The organism is Flavivirga jejuensis, from assembly GCF_030540765.1.
GTDB classification, from domain to species: Bacteria; Bacteroidota; Bacteroidia; order Flavobacteriales; family Flavobacteriaceae; genus Flavivirga; species Flavivirga jejuensis.
Window position 1 is genome coordinate 282,653 of the sequence record NZ_JAUOEL010000001.1, and the last position, 14,891, is coordinate 297,543.

At 31.0% G+C, this 14,891-nt stretch carries 14 protein-coding genes and 1 CRISPR repeat array (1 of these 15 cut by a window edge); of the genes, 11 read left to right on the forward strand and 3 right to left on the reverse strand.

Annotation, left to right across the window (positions count from 1 at the left end):
* Positions 1 to 1,310: a CRISPR direct-repeat array (repeat unit 36 nt; unit sequence GTTGTGGTTTGATCAAAAATTGGAAAACACGATATT) (it extends 41 nt beyond the left edge of the window).
* Between the two features lie 105 nt (positions 1,311 to 1,415).
* Positions 1,416 to 1,745, reverse strand: a complete 330-nt coding sequence (gene cas2 / locus Q4Q40_RS01210; protein WP_303299847.1) for a CRISPR-associated endonuclease Cas2 — start codon at positions 1,743 to 1,745, stop codon at positions 1,416 to 1,418.
* Positions 1,736 to 2,620 (reverse strand): type II CRISPR-associated endonuclease Cas1, encoded by an 885-nt coding sequence (gene cas1, locus Q4Q40_RS01215; RefSeq protein ID WP_303299848.1) that lies wholly within the window; start codon positions 2,618 to 2,620, stop codon positions 1,736 to 1,738. The genes cas2 and cas1 overlap by 10 nt, the downstream gene beginning before the upstream one ends.
* 698 nt (positions 2,621 to 3,318) lie before the next feature.
* Between cas1 and Q4Q40_RS01220 the strand changes: the two genes are divergently transcribed.
* The 10 genes from Q4Q40_RS01220 (at position 3,319) to Q4Q40_RS01265 (ending at position 12,563) form a co-directional block, all read left to right on the forward strand.
* Entirely contained in the window at positions 3,319 to 4,185 is an 867-nt protein-coding gene (locus tag Q4Q40_RS01220; RefSeq protein WP_303299849.1) for a hypothetical protein, read from the forward strand.
* A gap of 232 nt (positions 4,186 to 4,417) precedes the next feature.
* Positions 4,418 to 5,440, forward strand: coding sequence for a hypothetical protein (locus tag Q4Q40_RS01225; RefSeq protein WP_303299850.1), 1,023 nt, complete (start codon positions 4,418 to 4,420; stop codon positions 5,438 to 5,440).
* Positions 5,441 to 5,500: 60 nt separating this feature from the next.
* The gene (locus tag Q4Q40_RS01230; RefSeq protein WP_303299851.1) at positions 5,501 to 6,223 is read left to right on the forward strand and encodes a DUF1444 family protein; all 723 of its coding nucleotides are present in this window, start codon (positions 5,501 to 5,503) and stop codon (positions 6,221 to 6,223) included.
* Positions 6,224 to 6,339: 116 nt separating this feature from the next.
* Positions 6,340 to 7,377 (forward strand): ankyrin repeat domain-containing protein, encoded by a 1,038-nt coding sequence (locus tag Q4Q40_RS01235; protein ID WP_303299852.1) that lies wholly within the window; start codon positions 6,340 to 6,342, stop codon positions 7,375 to 7,377.
* Positions 7,378 to 7,786: 409 nt separating this feature from the next.
* A complete protein-coding gene (locus Q4Q40_RS01240; RefSeq protein WP_303299853.1) occupies positions 7,787 to 8,440 on the forward strand; it encodes a hypothetical protein in 654 nt (217 codons plus the stop codon).
* Positions 8,441 to 8,683: 243 nt separating this feature from the next.
* A complete protein-coding gene (locus Q4Q40_RS01245) occupies positions 8,684 to 9,298 on the forward strand; it encodes a ricin-type beta-trefoil lectin domain protein (RefSeq protein WP_303299854.1) in 615 nt (204 codons plus the stop codon).
* 19 nt (positions 9,299 to 9,317) lie between these two features.
* Positions 9,318 to 10,517, forward strand: coding sequence for a serine hydrolase domain-containing protein (locus Q4Q40_RS01250; protein ID WP_303299855.1), 1,200 nt, complete (start codon positions 9,318 to 9,320; stop codon positions 10,515 to 10,517).
* 182 nt (positions 10,518 to 10,699) lie between these two features.
* On the forward strand, positions 10,700 to 11,416 hold the full coding sequence (locus tag Q4Q40_RS01255) for a hypothetical protein (protein WP_303299856.1): 717 nt from the start codon (positions 10,700 to 10,702) through the stop codon (positions 11,414 to 11,416).
* 121 nt (positions 11,417 to 11,537) lie between these two features.
* Positions 11,538 to 12,029 (forward strand): tetratricopeptide repeat protein, encoded by a 492-nt coding sequence (locus Q4Q40_RS01260; RefSeq protein WP_303299857.1) that lies wholly within the window; start codon positions 11,538 to 11,540, stop codon positions 12,027 to 12,029.
* 156 nt (positions 12,030 to 12,185) lie between these two features.
* Positions 12,186 to 12,563, forward strand: a complete 378-nt coding sequence (locus tag Q4Q40_RS01265; RefSeq protein ID WP_303299858.1) for a hypothetical protein — start codon at positions 12,186 to 12,188, stop codon at positions 12,561 to 12,563.
* A gap of 61 nt (positions 12,564 to 12,624) precedes the next feature.
* On the opposite strand, the gene Q4Q40_RS01270 is transcribed toward Q4Q40_RS01265, so the two are convergent.
* The gene (locus tag Q4Q40_RS01270) at positions 12,625 to 13,593 is read right to left on the reverse strand and encodes an endonuclease/exonuclease/phosphatase family protein (RefSeq protein ID WP_303299859.1); all 969 of its coding nucleotides are present in this window, start codon (positions 13,591 to 13,593) and stop codon (positions 12,625 to 12,627) included.
* A gap of 62 nt (positions 13,594 to 13,655) precedes the next feature.
* Between Q4Q40_RS01270 and hflX the strand changes: the two genes are divergently transcribed.
* On the forward strand, positions 13,656 to 14,870 hold the full coding sequence (hflX, locus tag Q4Q40_RS01275; RefSeq protein WP_303299860.1) for a GTPase HflX: 1,215 nt from the start codon (positions 13,656 to 13,658) through the stop codon (positions 14,868 to 14,870).
* Positions 14,871 to 14,891: the final 21 nt, after the last annotated feature.

Here is a 14,891-nt window from a genome sequence, read left to right on the forward strand (position 1 = left end):
TTCTTTCAATATAGTTTTAGTTGTAGTTGTGGTTTGATTAAGGATTGGAAAACACGATATTTAAAATAAATAGTATCGCTAAAACAAATGGTTGTGGTTTGATTAAGGATTGGAAAACACGATATTTAAATATTTACACAATTTACCACCCTATTGTTGTGGTTTGATCAAAAATTGGAAAACACGATATTAGATTTCTTGTCGTCTTTTGCAACGGTTAAGTTGTGGTTTGATTAAGGATTGGAAAACACGATATTTAAATATGATACCCTTTTTAATCTCCACTTGTTGTGGTTTGATCAAAAATTGGAAAACACGATATTTAGACGACTCCATTTACCTTATATTACTCAGTTGTGGTTTGATCAAAAATTGGAAAACACGATATTAAAACTAGCATTATTATTACCTAAAGAAAGTTGTGGTTTGATCAAAAATTGGAAAACACGATATTATAGTGGCACACTATATTTTTTGGTAAGTAGTTGTGGTTTGATCAAAAATTGGAAAACACGATATTGAGTTAGTTTTCTATGTGACAATGGAAATTGTTGTGGTTTGATCAAAAATTGGAAAACACGATATTAGGGGCAAATAGAGTAACAATAGCCGAGAAGTTGTGGTTTGATCAAAAATTGGAAAACACGATATTTATAAGAGTTTATAACGATGATCATGGCTCGTTGTGGTTTGATCAAAAATTGGAAAACACGATATTTGAAACTTCTACAACTGATATTACTATTGAGTTGTGGTTTGATCAAAAATTGGAAAACACGATATTTATGATGGTGTCTGTGGTGGCCAGGGAGAGTTGTGGTTTGATCAAAAATTGGAAAACACGATATTAACATATTTTCAACATCCTCGTTCGCTACTGTTGTGGTTTGATCAAAAATTGGAAAACACGATATTGCTAAACCGTCTTGGTTAACATGGTTGTCTGTTGTGGTTTGATCAAAAATTGGAAAACACGATATTTCTCTATCTGCCCGTATGTAATCGTACGATGTTGTGGTTTGATCAAAAATTGGAAAACACGATATTAATGCTAAGTATTAATGCTGCTTATGAAGAGTTGTGGTTTGATCAAAAATTGGAAAACACGATATTGCCTATAGAAATGTAAAGCCCATACAAGAGTTGTGGTTTGATCAAAAATTGGAAAACACGATATTCACGCTCCTTTATTTTATTATAATATATCTGTTGTGGTTTGATCAAAAATTGGAAAACACGATATTAAAGCATCGAAAAACCACGCTTTTAATTAAGTTGTGGTTTGATCAAAAATTGGAAAACACGATATTAGTTGGCTTGTTGTCTTTTGATATTGAGGTGTTTAAGCTGAAATGTCGTTAAAAAAAATGCTTCTTTTTTGCAGTGATAAGGCAAGATTGAAGCATTTTTTTATTTTAAAAGAGTTCTAATTGGGTTGGAGGAGGTTCTTTAGGGACTTCTAATTTTCCCCAAAAATTCATGATATTTCCAAATTGCTTATCTGTTATCCTAAGTACACTTACTTTACCTAAAGGAGGGAGTAGTCTTTTAATACGTTTTTCATGCACATCTGCACTTTCACTGCTCGCACAATGCCTTGCATATACAGAATATTGCATCATGGTAAAACCATCTTTAAGAATGTTTTTTCTAAAACCAGAAGCATTTTTTCTGTCTTTAGCAGTACTGGTTGGTAAATCAAAAAATACAAATAACCACATAATTCTATAACCATTTAGTTCCATAATTTAGGGTACTTAATTTTCTTCCTTTTTCCAGAATAGCATTGTTGTAAGGAACTTGCTGTTTTTTGGAGCGCCACCATTAACGGACTCTTTTCATCTTTAAAATAGACGGTTCGTGTTAGCGTTTGAAGAAGTAATGATTTTATTTCTGTATTTAAATCTTCCTCATTATAATGTTGTATTATCGTGTGAACAGCTTCGTCTATAATGGGTCTAAAGGGTTCCATAATATCATCTGCCAATGCAAATGCGTTGTATTTATTTTTATGGTGAATGCCTAGAGTATTTAACAAACCACTACCAGATAAAGCTCTGGCTGTAGCAGCCCTTAAAATAGCATAGCCATAATTCAAAAAGTTATTAGGGTAGTTGCCAAAACGTTCTCTTTTAAAGCTCATTTCAAAAAAGGATTTCCAGTAAAAATTAGCTGCTACTGCTTCCATATTTGTGGTGTCTCCGCTTGATACTTTACTTGCTAAATACTCGAATTTATTTTTAGAACTAGTTATTTTTTCTAGTAACTTACCTTGGTTTTTAATTTTTTCTATAATTGTTTGCTGCCATAATTGTTTTTTTAATGGTACACTGGCCTCTATTTGGTATTTAAATATTTCTTGTTGTATATGGTGACTGTTTAGATTTAAAAACATGCCATTGGGCAAATGTGTTTTGTTGCAAATAATTACAGACGTATTATTTTTAATAAGTAGATTTAAAGCGGGAATACTTATATATATTTCAGGATTATCAATTACTAGAAATCCAATGTCTTCTATAGGAATAGTCTTGTTTCTTGTTTCAGATTTAATAACTAATTGTTCAAGTTTAGTCGTGATTGAACATTTATTGGAGAATAGTAGTGTCTTTTTTATCATTACTAATTGAAATTATTAGAGAATAATTAGCTAATTAATCCGATTTAAAGGGGAGTTAATAGGAGTAGTCACAATAGCCTTTAATATTTTTTACTTTTATGGGGTTAATATAGTGCGTTATTCAAATTGTGAAGTTGATTATGCGATTACTTAAAAGCTATGAAATATTCTTTTAATTTCTTGAGTAAATCCAGAATAAACTAAGAAAAGCAGCATTAAGGTTAAAAATTTATTCATCTAAATTGTTTTAAAATTTATTGGATATTATAATATATCTGTAATATAAAAATATAGTACATGTATAAAATACGGATATCTGTAAATGCTGATAATTAATTAGATAGAGTGATGTGTGAATATGTATTTTAAATAAAGCAAGAAATAGATTACGTAATTTGTAGCCATGCTCAATTATAGAACGTTTGTTAGTTCTAGCTAGTGGAGCAAAGAGTAAGAAAAAGAAAAGCCCTGATACTGTTTTATAAAACTTGTGTGATTGCTTTAAAATTAATTATTCAAATTAGTTATTGTAGTCTAGTCTAGACTACAGTTATTTATATAAAAATCTTATAATCGTGCGATAACTCTTTGTGTGTTTTTAAATAAACACACTATTTTAGCTATTCACATAATGGAAATATGGTTACCATGGTAACTATATCCAATTGTTGGTAATAATTTGAATGAGCAGTAAACTTATGAAAATATATTTAATATTATTTTTAGTAATAGTACTTTATGGATGCAACAATAGTCCAAAAATTAGTCTTACAAATCCAAGCTGTGATGATTTAGAAGGAATAGAATTAAACAATACTTTAATTTTTTTCGACTCAAAAGGTTACCTAAACAATGAGGACTACCTCGGATCTCCTAGCAAAAAGTTAAAAGAAGAAATACTAAAAGACAGTGTCCTGATTAGTGAAATTAACAATAAACTAAATTTTATTGTTATTACCTATGAATGCGAAAATGCAAAAAAAATTATCTCTAAGTATGAGATTACTAACTTTCCTACCATTATAAAAACAGATAATAAAAGTAATGAGATTTTTAGGAATATAGGATTAACAACTTCTTCTAGTCTAAGAAGAAAGTTATTTGAGAAAAGTGACAAAGAAAGACCAAAAATAATTTATCGTGTAAGTTATCCCAAAGACACGGTAAGCTGGAGTATCTACGAACCGCTTTCGGATTTTTGGGAAATAAAATCAGGCTCTATAAACATTTTTAATATATCGATTGACGATAATGAATTTATCTACTTTAATTCTTCAGGTTCATGGGGCTATGGGGATAATTACGAAACAAGGAAAGAACAATATGTAGATATCGTTAGACATCGGAGAGTATTGAACACGTTTGATTTTTACATTGATAAAAAAAATAATATCACTTTTAGAAAATTAATTTATAAAGATGAAAATGATAATTTGCTGAAAAATATAGAATACGAATCTGAAGTTTTTCATTTTAAAACTATTAACAAGAATGAAATAAAAATTTATGATGAATCAAAAGAGCTAGTTTTAGTTCGAGATACGTTGGACAATTGGAAAAAATAAAAAACTATTGCCAATACGGGTGACTGTTGCACAACTCAAAATTTTTAGGAAATCATGTGTTTTTAATTTTTAAATAATTGGTAAGTTATTGATTATCAATGCTTATTGTTTTTGAAGTTCCCAGAAATAACCTAATTCAGTCAGAAAAAGTAGTTTTGAAACAGCCACACTATGTAAACTGCATTAAAACGCAGTTTACATTAAACGTTAGTAGCAACTAAAAAGAACATGAATGAAAGAAATAAAAAAACAAGACTTAATAGAGGGATGGAATGATGAGAGCCAGAGTGAATTTTGGAAGGCTTATTGTAAAAAACGTAACAAACTGGATTTTGTTTCGAGAACTGCTAATCAATTAATAAATGAACAACAACAACAAGTAGCAATCAACTTACTTTCATGCATTGTAGAAGATTATAATCAAAATAAAGATCAGATTCTTTCCAAGGAGAAATACCCCAGTTTGTATAAGTCTGATATATTGAAAATTTGTATACGGATAGCTAAAATGTTTAAAGAACTTGACAACACTGATTTAGCTGAAACATACTTCGAGAAAGGAGAAGCGTTTTATTTATCTAAAGAAAAAATAAAGAGTTTAGACCCTAAGGCTGCATGGGAAGGTTACTTATCTTGGGCTCAGTTTTATATTGATTCTGGAAATTTAGATTTAGCTTCAAAAACACTTGATAAATTCGAGAAATGTCATTCGAATCATGGATCTTATGGTGTTTTTATGAAACTACATATTCAACTAGCTAAATTGACAAACGATTTTTCTGAATCTGACAGGATTCATTGTGAAAGAAGAAAATGGAATGGTCTTTCAAGTTATGAGGATATTGAAAATATGGATTATTTGAATAGCCTTGAAGAAATTTTAAACGATCCCATAGAAGCTGCTGAAGGCATAATAGTTTATCATCATGTTGACTGTGAGGAAATATATGCTAAAGATAGATTAGCATTACAAAAACTTGACATGCTTTTCAATAGTAATGACGAGTATTTGATTTCAGACTATCAGGAAGAGTTTTTAAATAGTAAAATGATACCCGAATTAGGATCGTATTTAGGAGAGGTTTTAATTAATTCTTTTAAAGGACAATGGATACGAGCTGATAAATTGATGAAATTTAGAGTACGTATTACTGATAGGATAATAAATCCATTTTTTTATGCCTATAAAGTTGCTCATTATGGGCATAGATTAATTGAGGATTTTTATAATAAAGAAGCTACTAACAATGTATAAAAAATATTGAAACGACTTTTTTACACTAACCGTTAGGTGTCATAACAAAAAAACAAAAACATGAACTTATTCAAAAAACTTTCTGGAAAATCGAAAGAAATCGAAAGAGAAAAACCTACAATTCAAAGCCCAAAAGATGAGGAACAGGTCGATAATCAAAAACAAGTATCAAAAAGCAAATCAGTTAGAATACTCCCAAGAATCAAAGTAAATTATTTACACGAAATTTATATTGATGATCAATCAAAATCATTTACAGGGAATCCAATGCCAAATGGAATGGAAATACCTGAAGACCAAAAACCTATTGTAAAACCTTTGTATGAAGATTTGAATCTTTGTTTTGCTGTTGACGAAGGAAACAGTTACAAAATTCTTCAAAACGAAATTTTTGAAAAGAATCCGAATCTTAATGAAGATATACTTCACCAAATAAGTGTGAACACCTTAATTGAAGAAATAGGTGAACAAATAAAAATGAATGGCGACCCTGCCCATATAATAATAGTAACAGCAGGTGGAAACTTTGAAGCCGCAATAATTCTGTTAGATAATTTCTGGGAACAAATTCATCAAATAATTAAAGGGAATGCTATAATTTCTATCCCTGCGAGAGACTTACTTTTTATTTGTAAAGAGGGGAATCAAGAAGCAACCCAAAAATTAAGAGAAATTACAAAAGGGTATTTTGACAATCCAGAAACTCAGGGTCTTTTATCAAAAGCGTTGTATCTGAAAGAATTGGGAAATAGAGAATTAAAAATCATAGAAAAAACATTTTAAAAAAAGAATACAACACCTAACATTGTATATGACGGTCATGACCAGCAAAAGCTGGTCATGCCATATATACCAACCGTTATGTGTAACTATAAACACTATAGAAAAATAAATATCATATGGATAAATCAAAACAACTTCTTCAAGCTTTCATGCAAAATAATCTTAAGCAGATTAATATGCTATTAAAAAATGGAGCTGATATCAATGAGCTATACGAAGGGTCAAATTGCCTCCATCATGCGTGTACATTAAATAAAAAAGACATGGTGGAGTTCCTACTAAAAGAAGGAGCTGATCCCAATGTACGAGACTCTGATAATCGTTCTCCTTTATTTCTTTATATGTATAATTATAATGGAGAAACCCCCAATGAAACCAATTTATCAGTTTTTAAGCTATTGATTAAGTACGGTGCTGATATATTTAAGCTATTTAATGATAACGAATTTGACACATTGAGAATTGCTATCACCTTACTTGGTAATCATAGAACGGACGGGTGGGTAAGCCATCAAAATTACGATAACGTAGCTGTAAAATACAAGCTCACTAAAGGAGCCATGCACTACATCAAACCATATGATGAAAGCAAACGGGATGCATGGGGGAAAATGGTGCCAATAAAGGATCAAAAAAACATTACATCCATGGAACTCGGCTTATCCGAACATGCTAATTACCTCAGGTTATATGATTTGATCATGTATATATTAGATAAAAATGTGATGGATATCATTAATACTAGAGACCTTAGTAAAGAGTACATGCCTTCTGCTTGCGAACTAGGTGTTGGCTCAATAATCAAGAAATTATATGAAAAAGGAGCTGATTTTTCATTTAAACAACAAGAAAATGGGATGACAGCTTTATTGAGCATTTGTCTTGGAGGAAGAGTAGATGGCTTGCGCACTTTCTTTCAATTGATGCCAAAGGGATATGATATTAACGAAACAAATGACCATGGATATAATGCAGCACATATCCTTGCAGATAAAGGAGGGCATCCCAAAATGGTAGATGAGTTAAGAAAATACGGAGTTGACTTTTCCTCTAAGACAACAAAAGTATTAGGTGACGTTCCTAAAGGAAGCACACCATCAGATGTAGCTAAACATTGGAATGATTATGATATGGCAAATTTATTAAAACCATAAATTGACATAAATATTTCGAACTATTATTATCAAAAATACACATAACAAAACCTAAACTGCATTGAAATGCAGTTTAGCCAAACCGCTGCCAGTAATACTGAAATGTAGATAGAATACGAAAACCTACAATCGACCATTAAAAGAAAATACAGTTTTAATTCCCTATAAATGCAAAGAGAAACACACAGTTGAAACAATCGAGAGGTGGAATATCAAAGTTATAGGCAAGACGGACTAATTCGTAGTAGTGATGACGTTTCTGTAACGGAAATGGAGCGAAGGGATTGGCTAATTTTAATTACTATTTGCCAACTTGTAAAAGGATGCGCTTATATTTGTAATTAAAATTAGAGAGGCTCGGGGTGAAATTCCCCTTGTCTACTCGACCACTGAGCGTTATAAAACATATATGAATTACATTCAAAAAACACTGGTTTTATTATTGTTATTATTTGGCAAAGCTTCTTCTGGTCAAATTATCACAGAAATTGAGGGTATCGATATAAATAAAAGTAAAGACGAAATTTCTAACATATATAAAACAATGAATAGATATACTTATTCATTTTGCACAATAGGTAAATATGTTAAAGAAAATGATAACGGTGGTTATGAAAAAATAAGTGATCTATATAATATTATTGGTGTTTATGATAATATCGATACTACTTATGCTCATAAAATTACTTTAGAAAGAGTTTTAATAAAGGATGGTTTTAATTATTATGATTCAACATTTACCACATCTACTGTTTCATCTGAGAATTTTAATGTAGATAAAGCGTGGGGTTTTTTTACATCACTAGATTCTTATCAATTTCATAAGTTAGACAATGAATGTCTGACTAATAAAACATTCCCTATCCCTAATTCAAAATGGTCTGATTGTGTTAGTCTAACGCATGTCAGTGATGAAAGAATCTTACTTTTAGCCCATCATAAATTACGTGAAATAAGAAGTTATGCACCAGAATATGTGTTTAATAAATATCCTGATCAAAACTTATGTCGTGCTGTTTTCATAATTTGCAGAAATATATTCTACGATAGAATTTGGAATTAACACGTTTTCTAACAATGTATGTATAAGAAAACATAGGGCTTTAAGGCTTAATCGAAAAGTCTGTCTTTGTTTACAAAGTCGCTAAATATAAAATTTGGCGTTTATAGGAAAAAAGATAAAAGTAAAATATTTATATTTAGCTAAGTAATAAACCGAAACGATAGTGCTTATCACCAACCCTACGTTTTTATACTGAACGTTAGTCAGAAGCTAAAAACAAGAAGAATATTTAAACTAATGCATATGAAAAAAATAACATTAATTTTAGTGGTATCCCTATTTATGAGCTGTAACTCTAATAAAAAGGAAAAACAAAGTGTAACTGAAATTCAAAAAACAGAAGCCAAAAAAGCTATAACCGAGGATAAACTTCACTCAAATGCGCCTAATATAAAATCGCCTAACCCAATAATATATCTTGCGGATAATCTAGATGAACAAGACAAGTTAGGCTATTGTATTGATACAGATGGGAAAGATTTTAGTGATTCTTTACAAGTCCACTCTTGTAAACCGAAAGGTGACGATGTTCTATTTTACTATGATGAAGAAACGCAACAAATTTGCTCTGCCACATATCTAGGTTTCTCTGCGGCAATGATTGGTGGGCCAAAAATTGGTATGACGATAAGCCTTGTAAAAAGTGAACCTGAATCTTCCGAACAAAAATTTATTTACGATAAAAAAAGTGGAGAATTTAGACCAAAAGAAAATACGGAACTTTGTCTTGCGGCTGGAAGCGAAAGTGACGATGCTGGACCTTATATGTCCAGAGCTTTATCTCTACAACCAAGAGAAAGTACAGACAAAAAATTAAAAACTTGGATTATTAAGGGGACAAAACCCAATACTAACTAAAAAGCTTTCAAAATAAGAAATGAAAAAAATAATTCTAACGTTAATCTTAAATATTCTAGTTAGTACAATTTATTGTCAGACAAAAGACTCTATCTCAATAAGATTGACTGAAGAACTCGAGAAAATATACACAAGAGAATATATTAATGGATTTTCTGTAGCTATTGTAAATCAAGATAGTATTCTATATGAAAAAGGATTTGGATATTCCGATATTAAAACAAACAAGAAATACACTAATAATACAGTTCAAAATATTGCTTCTATTTCCAAAACTTTTATAGGTATTTCATTACTTAAAGCTCAAGAACTGGGAAAACTTAACTTGGACGACCCTATAAATAAACACTTAATGTTTGATGTAAGTAATCCACATTACCCCAATGAACAAATTACAATACGACAGTTAGCAACTCATACATCTAGTATTAAAGATCCTTCTAGATATGAGAAGAACGGATATATTTTAAAAGAAAAAGAGAATAAGGGAGTTAAAGTAAATAGCAATTTTCGTTCACCTAATGAAAAAATGGTTCTGGATGAATTTTTAAAAAATATTTTAAGTAAAGATGGGAAATGGTACAAAAAAAATAATTTTTTAAAGAGAAAACCAGGAGTAATATTTGAGTATTCAAATATTGCTGCAGGATTAGCTGCCTTAATAATAGAGAAAACTACAAATCAATCATTCAACAAATTTACAAATGAATATATTCTTAAGCCTTTGGGAATGTTTGATACTGGTTGGTCTTTTACTGAAATAGATTTCTCAAAACATTCTAAGCTATATCTTAATAATGAAACTGAATTAGCTTTTTATCAATTGGTTAATTATCCTGATGGCGGGTTAATTACTTCTTCTTCTGATTTAGGAAAATACTTAACTGAATTAATTGCGGGTTATAATAGTAATGGCAAGATCTTAAATAATGAAAGCTATAGAGAGCTATTTAAATCACAACTGACTGATATAAATTATACAGAAAGAAATAAAAGCATCTATAATGATGAATACAATATGGGTGTTTTTATGGGAATGTCAGCTCACGGACAAATAGGTCATACGGGTGGTGACCCAGGAGTGGCGACATATATGTTTTTTAATTCTGTAACTAAAATCGGAAAACTTTTGATTGTGAATACAGACCTTAAAAAAGAAGGAATAAAGGAATTTATAGACATATGGAAAAAATTGGAAGAGTATGAAACTAAATTATAAGTCCTGATCAGGTATAGTATGGTGATTACCAATAGCTTTTCTAACTAGTGATGTATAATAAGCAACAAAAAAGAGAAGCTACCTCATATTCTATGATAAAAACAAATAAAACATTTACTATCTTAGTTTTATAATTTGGATATAGACAAGTGCCTATATTCAATTGTTTCCTGTAACCAGAAATGAGCATAGTAAAAAACATATTAAAAAAGTTAAAAGGAAATTCTATAAAAGAGTATCCTGAGATTTTTTACAGCTATTATCTTTTTGGACTATATGAAAATAAGCCGATTTGGGATTGGGAAAATTGGTCTAAATGTATTCCAATTCTTCAACCAATAATTGACCTTAGTCCAGAAACTCCATTTATCAAGACAGAACAAAGTATTCCTGTTACTTATGGCAAAGACAATCAGAACGTGTCCTTTAATAAAGGGGGATTGAGGTTTGGTAGAATGGTTTGGAATGACAAAAACAATGAAAAGTGGACTACTAAATATTGTAATGAAAATAATTGGACATTTTTTGATACTGAAATAGCATTCCCAACAAGAAGTCAATGTGCAAAAAATGGCGGAAATCCTGATTTGTTCATCTCAGTCCATAATCAAAACTTGACTGAAAGCAAAGCTCCTTTGATTAATCAAGCAATAACTATTCATATAGGGGCTCATTTAATCAATGAATCAGAATTAAAAAAGATAGAGGATAATGTGTTTGAATTAGCTAAACTCCTAAACACTAAAGTTGCAGGGAAAATAAAGCGCCCTTCATCTTATAAATCTGACTTAGGAATTGGATATACTGATTCATTTTGGGACGGAACACATGGGCTTCTTGACCTTAACGAATTGGACTTTAGTGAAAATTATAAAAGATACGGAATAGAAAAAATATAAAAAGGCAGCAGGTAACACTTTATATAGCAAATAGGGCGTTCGGTGGTTTACGAAAGTTCATCGCTTTCTAGTACCCTACTTGCCATATATTAACTATTGCATGAACATTAAAAAAATCAAAATGAGCTCAAAAATCCCTATAGTTAGACAAACAGCATGGATATCGATTGTCCCTCACTTAATGGTAATGGGTTTAATAATGTTGATTTGGTATCAGTTCAACAAAACTGAATTTATTCTTTATGGGGCAATCACTTATCTTATTATTTCACAATTACTAAGAAGAGTGATAGCAAAAGAACATAAAGCAGGAATGTTAAAAGTTAAACTTGAAAAATTTGAAGAAGCAATTCCTCTCTTTAAAAATAGTTATGAGTTTTTTAAAAGGAACGATTGGATAGATAAATATCGATTTCTAACTTTATTGAGCTCAGGTAGGATGACTTATAAAGAAATGGCTTTGATTAATATCGCTTTTTGCTATGGACAAAGTGGAAATGGAAAATTATCAAAAGAGTATTATGAACGAGCCTTAAATGAATATCCAAAGAGTGGAATGGCAAAAGCAGGATTAAGATTATTGAACTCTATTTCTGATTCACAGGACAAATGATAAATAAAATGCTATAGAATGTATAAAAATGCATTGAAACGTATTTTACACTAACCGTCAGACTGGGGTGCAAAAACCTATTTTGAATTAAAGTATATTCTATCTATCTAATTGAATAAATTCTCCGTATAATTACTGAGTTAAAAACAACTACCAATGAACCTATTCGATACCTTATTTTACAATATATTTTCCCAATATAAAACCAAGTACAAGCAAAAAGCGAATAGCATAGCAGTTATTTATGTAACGCTTTTACAAGTAGCATTACTCTTGCTTTTGGGTGTTTTCTTTGCGGGTTTTTTTAAACAAATGAACATGGTTACCATGTCGTCTACCAAAGCATGGACATTATTTGTTTTAATGGCTGGGTTTATTTATTTTAAAAACTGGATGCAGTACACAGGTAAAAAACGAATGATGATTAATGCAAAAATGAATAAGAAAAAAACGCAGCACCATAATATTTGGTTGCTTTGGCTTTTACCTGTTGCTACTTTGGGACTTGCTTATGTTCTATTTCAGGCAGTTTAAAAGGCATTGTTATTCCCGCCTTTCGCCTTCATTTAAGATAAACTATACAGCAGGAATAGCGCTACTTCTTAAAAATAGCATACACAGGAAAATGGTCGCTATAACCACCTTTGTATTTTTTGCCAACGTAAGTTCTAAAGGGGGTGCCTTTATATTTTCCATCAAAGCGTTTTAAAAAATCTTCATCAAAAATATTAGCAGTACTAAACTCAAATTTGTTCTTACTGCTTTTAAAAAAATTAGTTGAAAATAAAATTTGATCAAATAAATTCCACTGCCTGTTATAATTTGAGGTGCCTCTATTGTAAGACCTTAACGTCTCCATAGGGTTGTACAAATTAGAACTTTTAACCAGTTGTTTAATACTATTGCTAGAGGGTTCGTCATTAAAATCACCAATAACAATAATTTTTGCATCGGGATCATCATCTCGTAACATCGCAATAATGTCTCCAGCTTTATTGGAAGAAGCCATACGTTTATGTTCTGTTTCTTTCTCGCCTTCGCGTCTAGACGACCAATGGTTTACAATAACATGAATCTTTTCGCTGTCAAGAAGCCCAGAGACCAATAAGATATCTCGTGTGTAATCTGGTGAGCCATCATCATCAAATAACTGAATCGTAAACGTTTCAGAAGTAATAACCTCAAAAGCATTAGTATCGTACAATAAAGCGACATCAATACCGCGCTCGTCTAAAGAATCGTAGTGCACATAATCGTAATTACAATTTTTTAAATGTTTAGATGAAATTAAATCTTCAATAACCGAAGCGTTTTCAACTTCAGCCAATCCAACTATAGCTGGGTGTTTGCCTGTTTCTTGCTTCCCGATATTTGAAATGGCAAAGCCTAATTTTTTAAGTTTATTTTCAAAACGTTTAGGCGTCCATTTTTTTGCCGAATTTGGTAAAAAGTCACCATCATTAGTATGTTTATCATCATTAACATCAAATAAATTTTCAAGATTATAAAATGCTACGGTTTGCATATTGTCACGAACGGGAATGTCTTGAGGAAAGTCTGTCATAGATCAAAAATAGGCTTAAAAATATAAAAATAATAATACCTGTAAATGTTTAACTTTGCAACATGATAGAAAAGAAAGATACTGCTTTAGAAAAAGCAGTTTTAATAGGTGTTATTACTAAAGACCAAGATGAAGTAAAATCTAAAGAATATTTAGATGAGTTGGAATTTTTGACCTTTACTGCTGGGGGATATGCTTTAAAACGTTTTACTCAAAAAATGGATATGCCAAATCCTAAAACATTTATAGGAACTGGTAAGATGGAAGAGGTACGCCAATTTATAGAAGAGAATAATGTTGGTACGGCTATTTTTGATGATGAGTTGTCTTCGGCACAAGAACGTAATATTAGTAAGATTCTTGATGTTAAAGTATTAGACAGAACTAATTTAATCCTTGATATTTTTGCACAGCGCGCTCAAACAAGTTATGCCAGAACACAAGTGGAGTTGGCACAGTGTGAATATTTACTACCACGATTAAGAGGGATGTGGACACACCTTGAACGACAAAAAGGGGGTATAGGCATGCGTGGTCCTGGTGAAACCGAAATTGAAACAGATAGACGTATTGTACGCGATAAAATAGCTTTGCTTAAAGCACGTATAAAAACGATTGATAAGCAAATGGCAGTACAACGTGGTAACCGTGGTAAAATGGTACGTGTGGCATTGGTTGGTTATACGAATGTTGGTAAATCTACGTTAATGAATGTAGTTAGTAAAAGTGATGTTTTTGCCGAAAATAAGTTATTTGCAACACTGGATACTACTGTTAGAAAGGTGGTGATTCAAAACTTACCATTTTTATTAAGTGATACGGTAGGGTTTATAAGAAAGTTACCTACTCAATTGGTAGATAGTTTTAAAAGTACACTGGACGAAGTAAGAGAAGCCGATTTGTTATTGCATGTTGTTGATATTTCGCATCCTAATTTTGAAGAACATATTGAGTCTGTAAATAAAGTTTTGGGTGAAATAAAAAGTGGAAATAAACCAACCATCATGGTTTTTAATAAGATTGATGCTTACCAGGCTGAACCTTTTGATGATGACGATTTAGTTGCCGTAAGAACCGAAGCACACTATAGTTTAGACGAGTGGAAAAGCACTTGGATGAGTAAAGTGGGTAATAATGCGCTATTTATTTCTGCTTTAAACAAAGAGAATTTAGAAGATTTTAAAAAGCGTGTTTACGATGAGGTTCGTGAGATTCATGTAACACGTTTTCCTTATAATCATTTTTTATATCCAGATTATGATGATATAGAAAAATAAGCAGACAAAAAAAGAGACCCC

Bases quoted from the DNA above. Each gene is read 5' to 3' on its own strand.
- cas2 (WP_303299847.1), bottom strand. From the start codon at position 1,745: ATGGAACTAAATGGTTATAGAATTATGTGGTTATTTGTATTTTTTGAT.
- cas1 (WP_303299848.1), bottom strand. From the start codon at position 2,620: ATGATAAAAAAGACACTACTATTCTCCAATAAATGTTCAATCACGACT.
- Q4Q40_RS01220 (WP_303299849.1), top strand. From the start codon at position 3,319: ATGAAAATATATTTAATATTATTTTTAGTAATAGTACTTTATGGATGC.
- Q4Q40_RS01225 (WP_303299850.1), top strand. From the start codon at position 4,418: ATGAAAGAAATAAAAAAACAAGACTTAATAGAGGGATGGAATGATGAG.
- Q4Q40_RS01230 (WP_303299851.1), top strand. From the start codon at position 5,501: ATGAACTTATTCAAAAAACTTTCTGGAAAATCGAAAGAAATCGAAAGA.
- Q4Q40_RS01235 (WP_303299852.1), top strand. From the start codon at position 6,340: ATGGATAAATCAAAACAACTTCTTCAAGCTTTCATGCAAAATAATCTT.
- Q4Q40_RS01240 (WP_303299853.1), top strand. From the start codon at position 7,787: ATGAATTACATTCAAAAAACACTGGTTTTATTATTGTTATTATTTGGC.
- Q4Q40_RS01245 (WP_303299854.1), top strand. From the start codon at position 8,684: ATGAAAAAAATAACATTAATTTTAGTGGTATCCCTATTTATGAGCTGT.
- Q4Q40_RS01250 (WP_303299855.1), top strand. From the start codon at position 9,318: ATGAAAAAAATAATTCTAACGTTAATCTTAAATATTCTAGTTAGTACA.
- Q4Q40_RS01255 (WP_303299856.1), top strand. From the start codon at position 10,700: ATGAGCATAGTAAAAAACATATTAAAAAAGTTAAAAGGAAATTCTATA.
- Q4Q40_RS01260 (WP_303299857.1), top strand. From the start codon at position 11,538: ATGAGCTCAAAAATCCCTATAGTTAGACAAACAGCATGGATATCGATT.
- Q4Q40_RS01265 (WP_303299858.1), top strand. From the start codon at position 12,186: ATGAACCTATTCGATACCTTATTTTACAATATATTTTCCCAATATAAA.
- Q4Q40_RS01270 (WP_303299859.1), bottom strand. From the start codon at position 13,593: ATGACAGACTTTCCTCAAGACATTCCCGTTCGTGACAATATGCAAACC.
- hflX (WP_303299860.1), top strand. From the start codon at position 13,656: ATGATAGAAAAGAAAGATACTGCTTTAGAAAAAGCAGTTTTAATAGGT.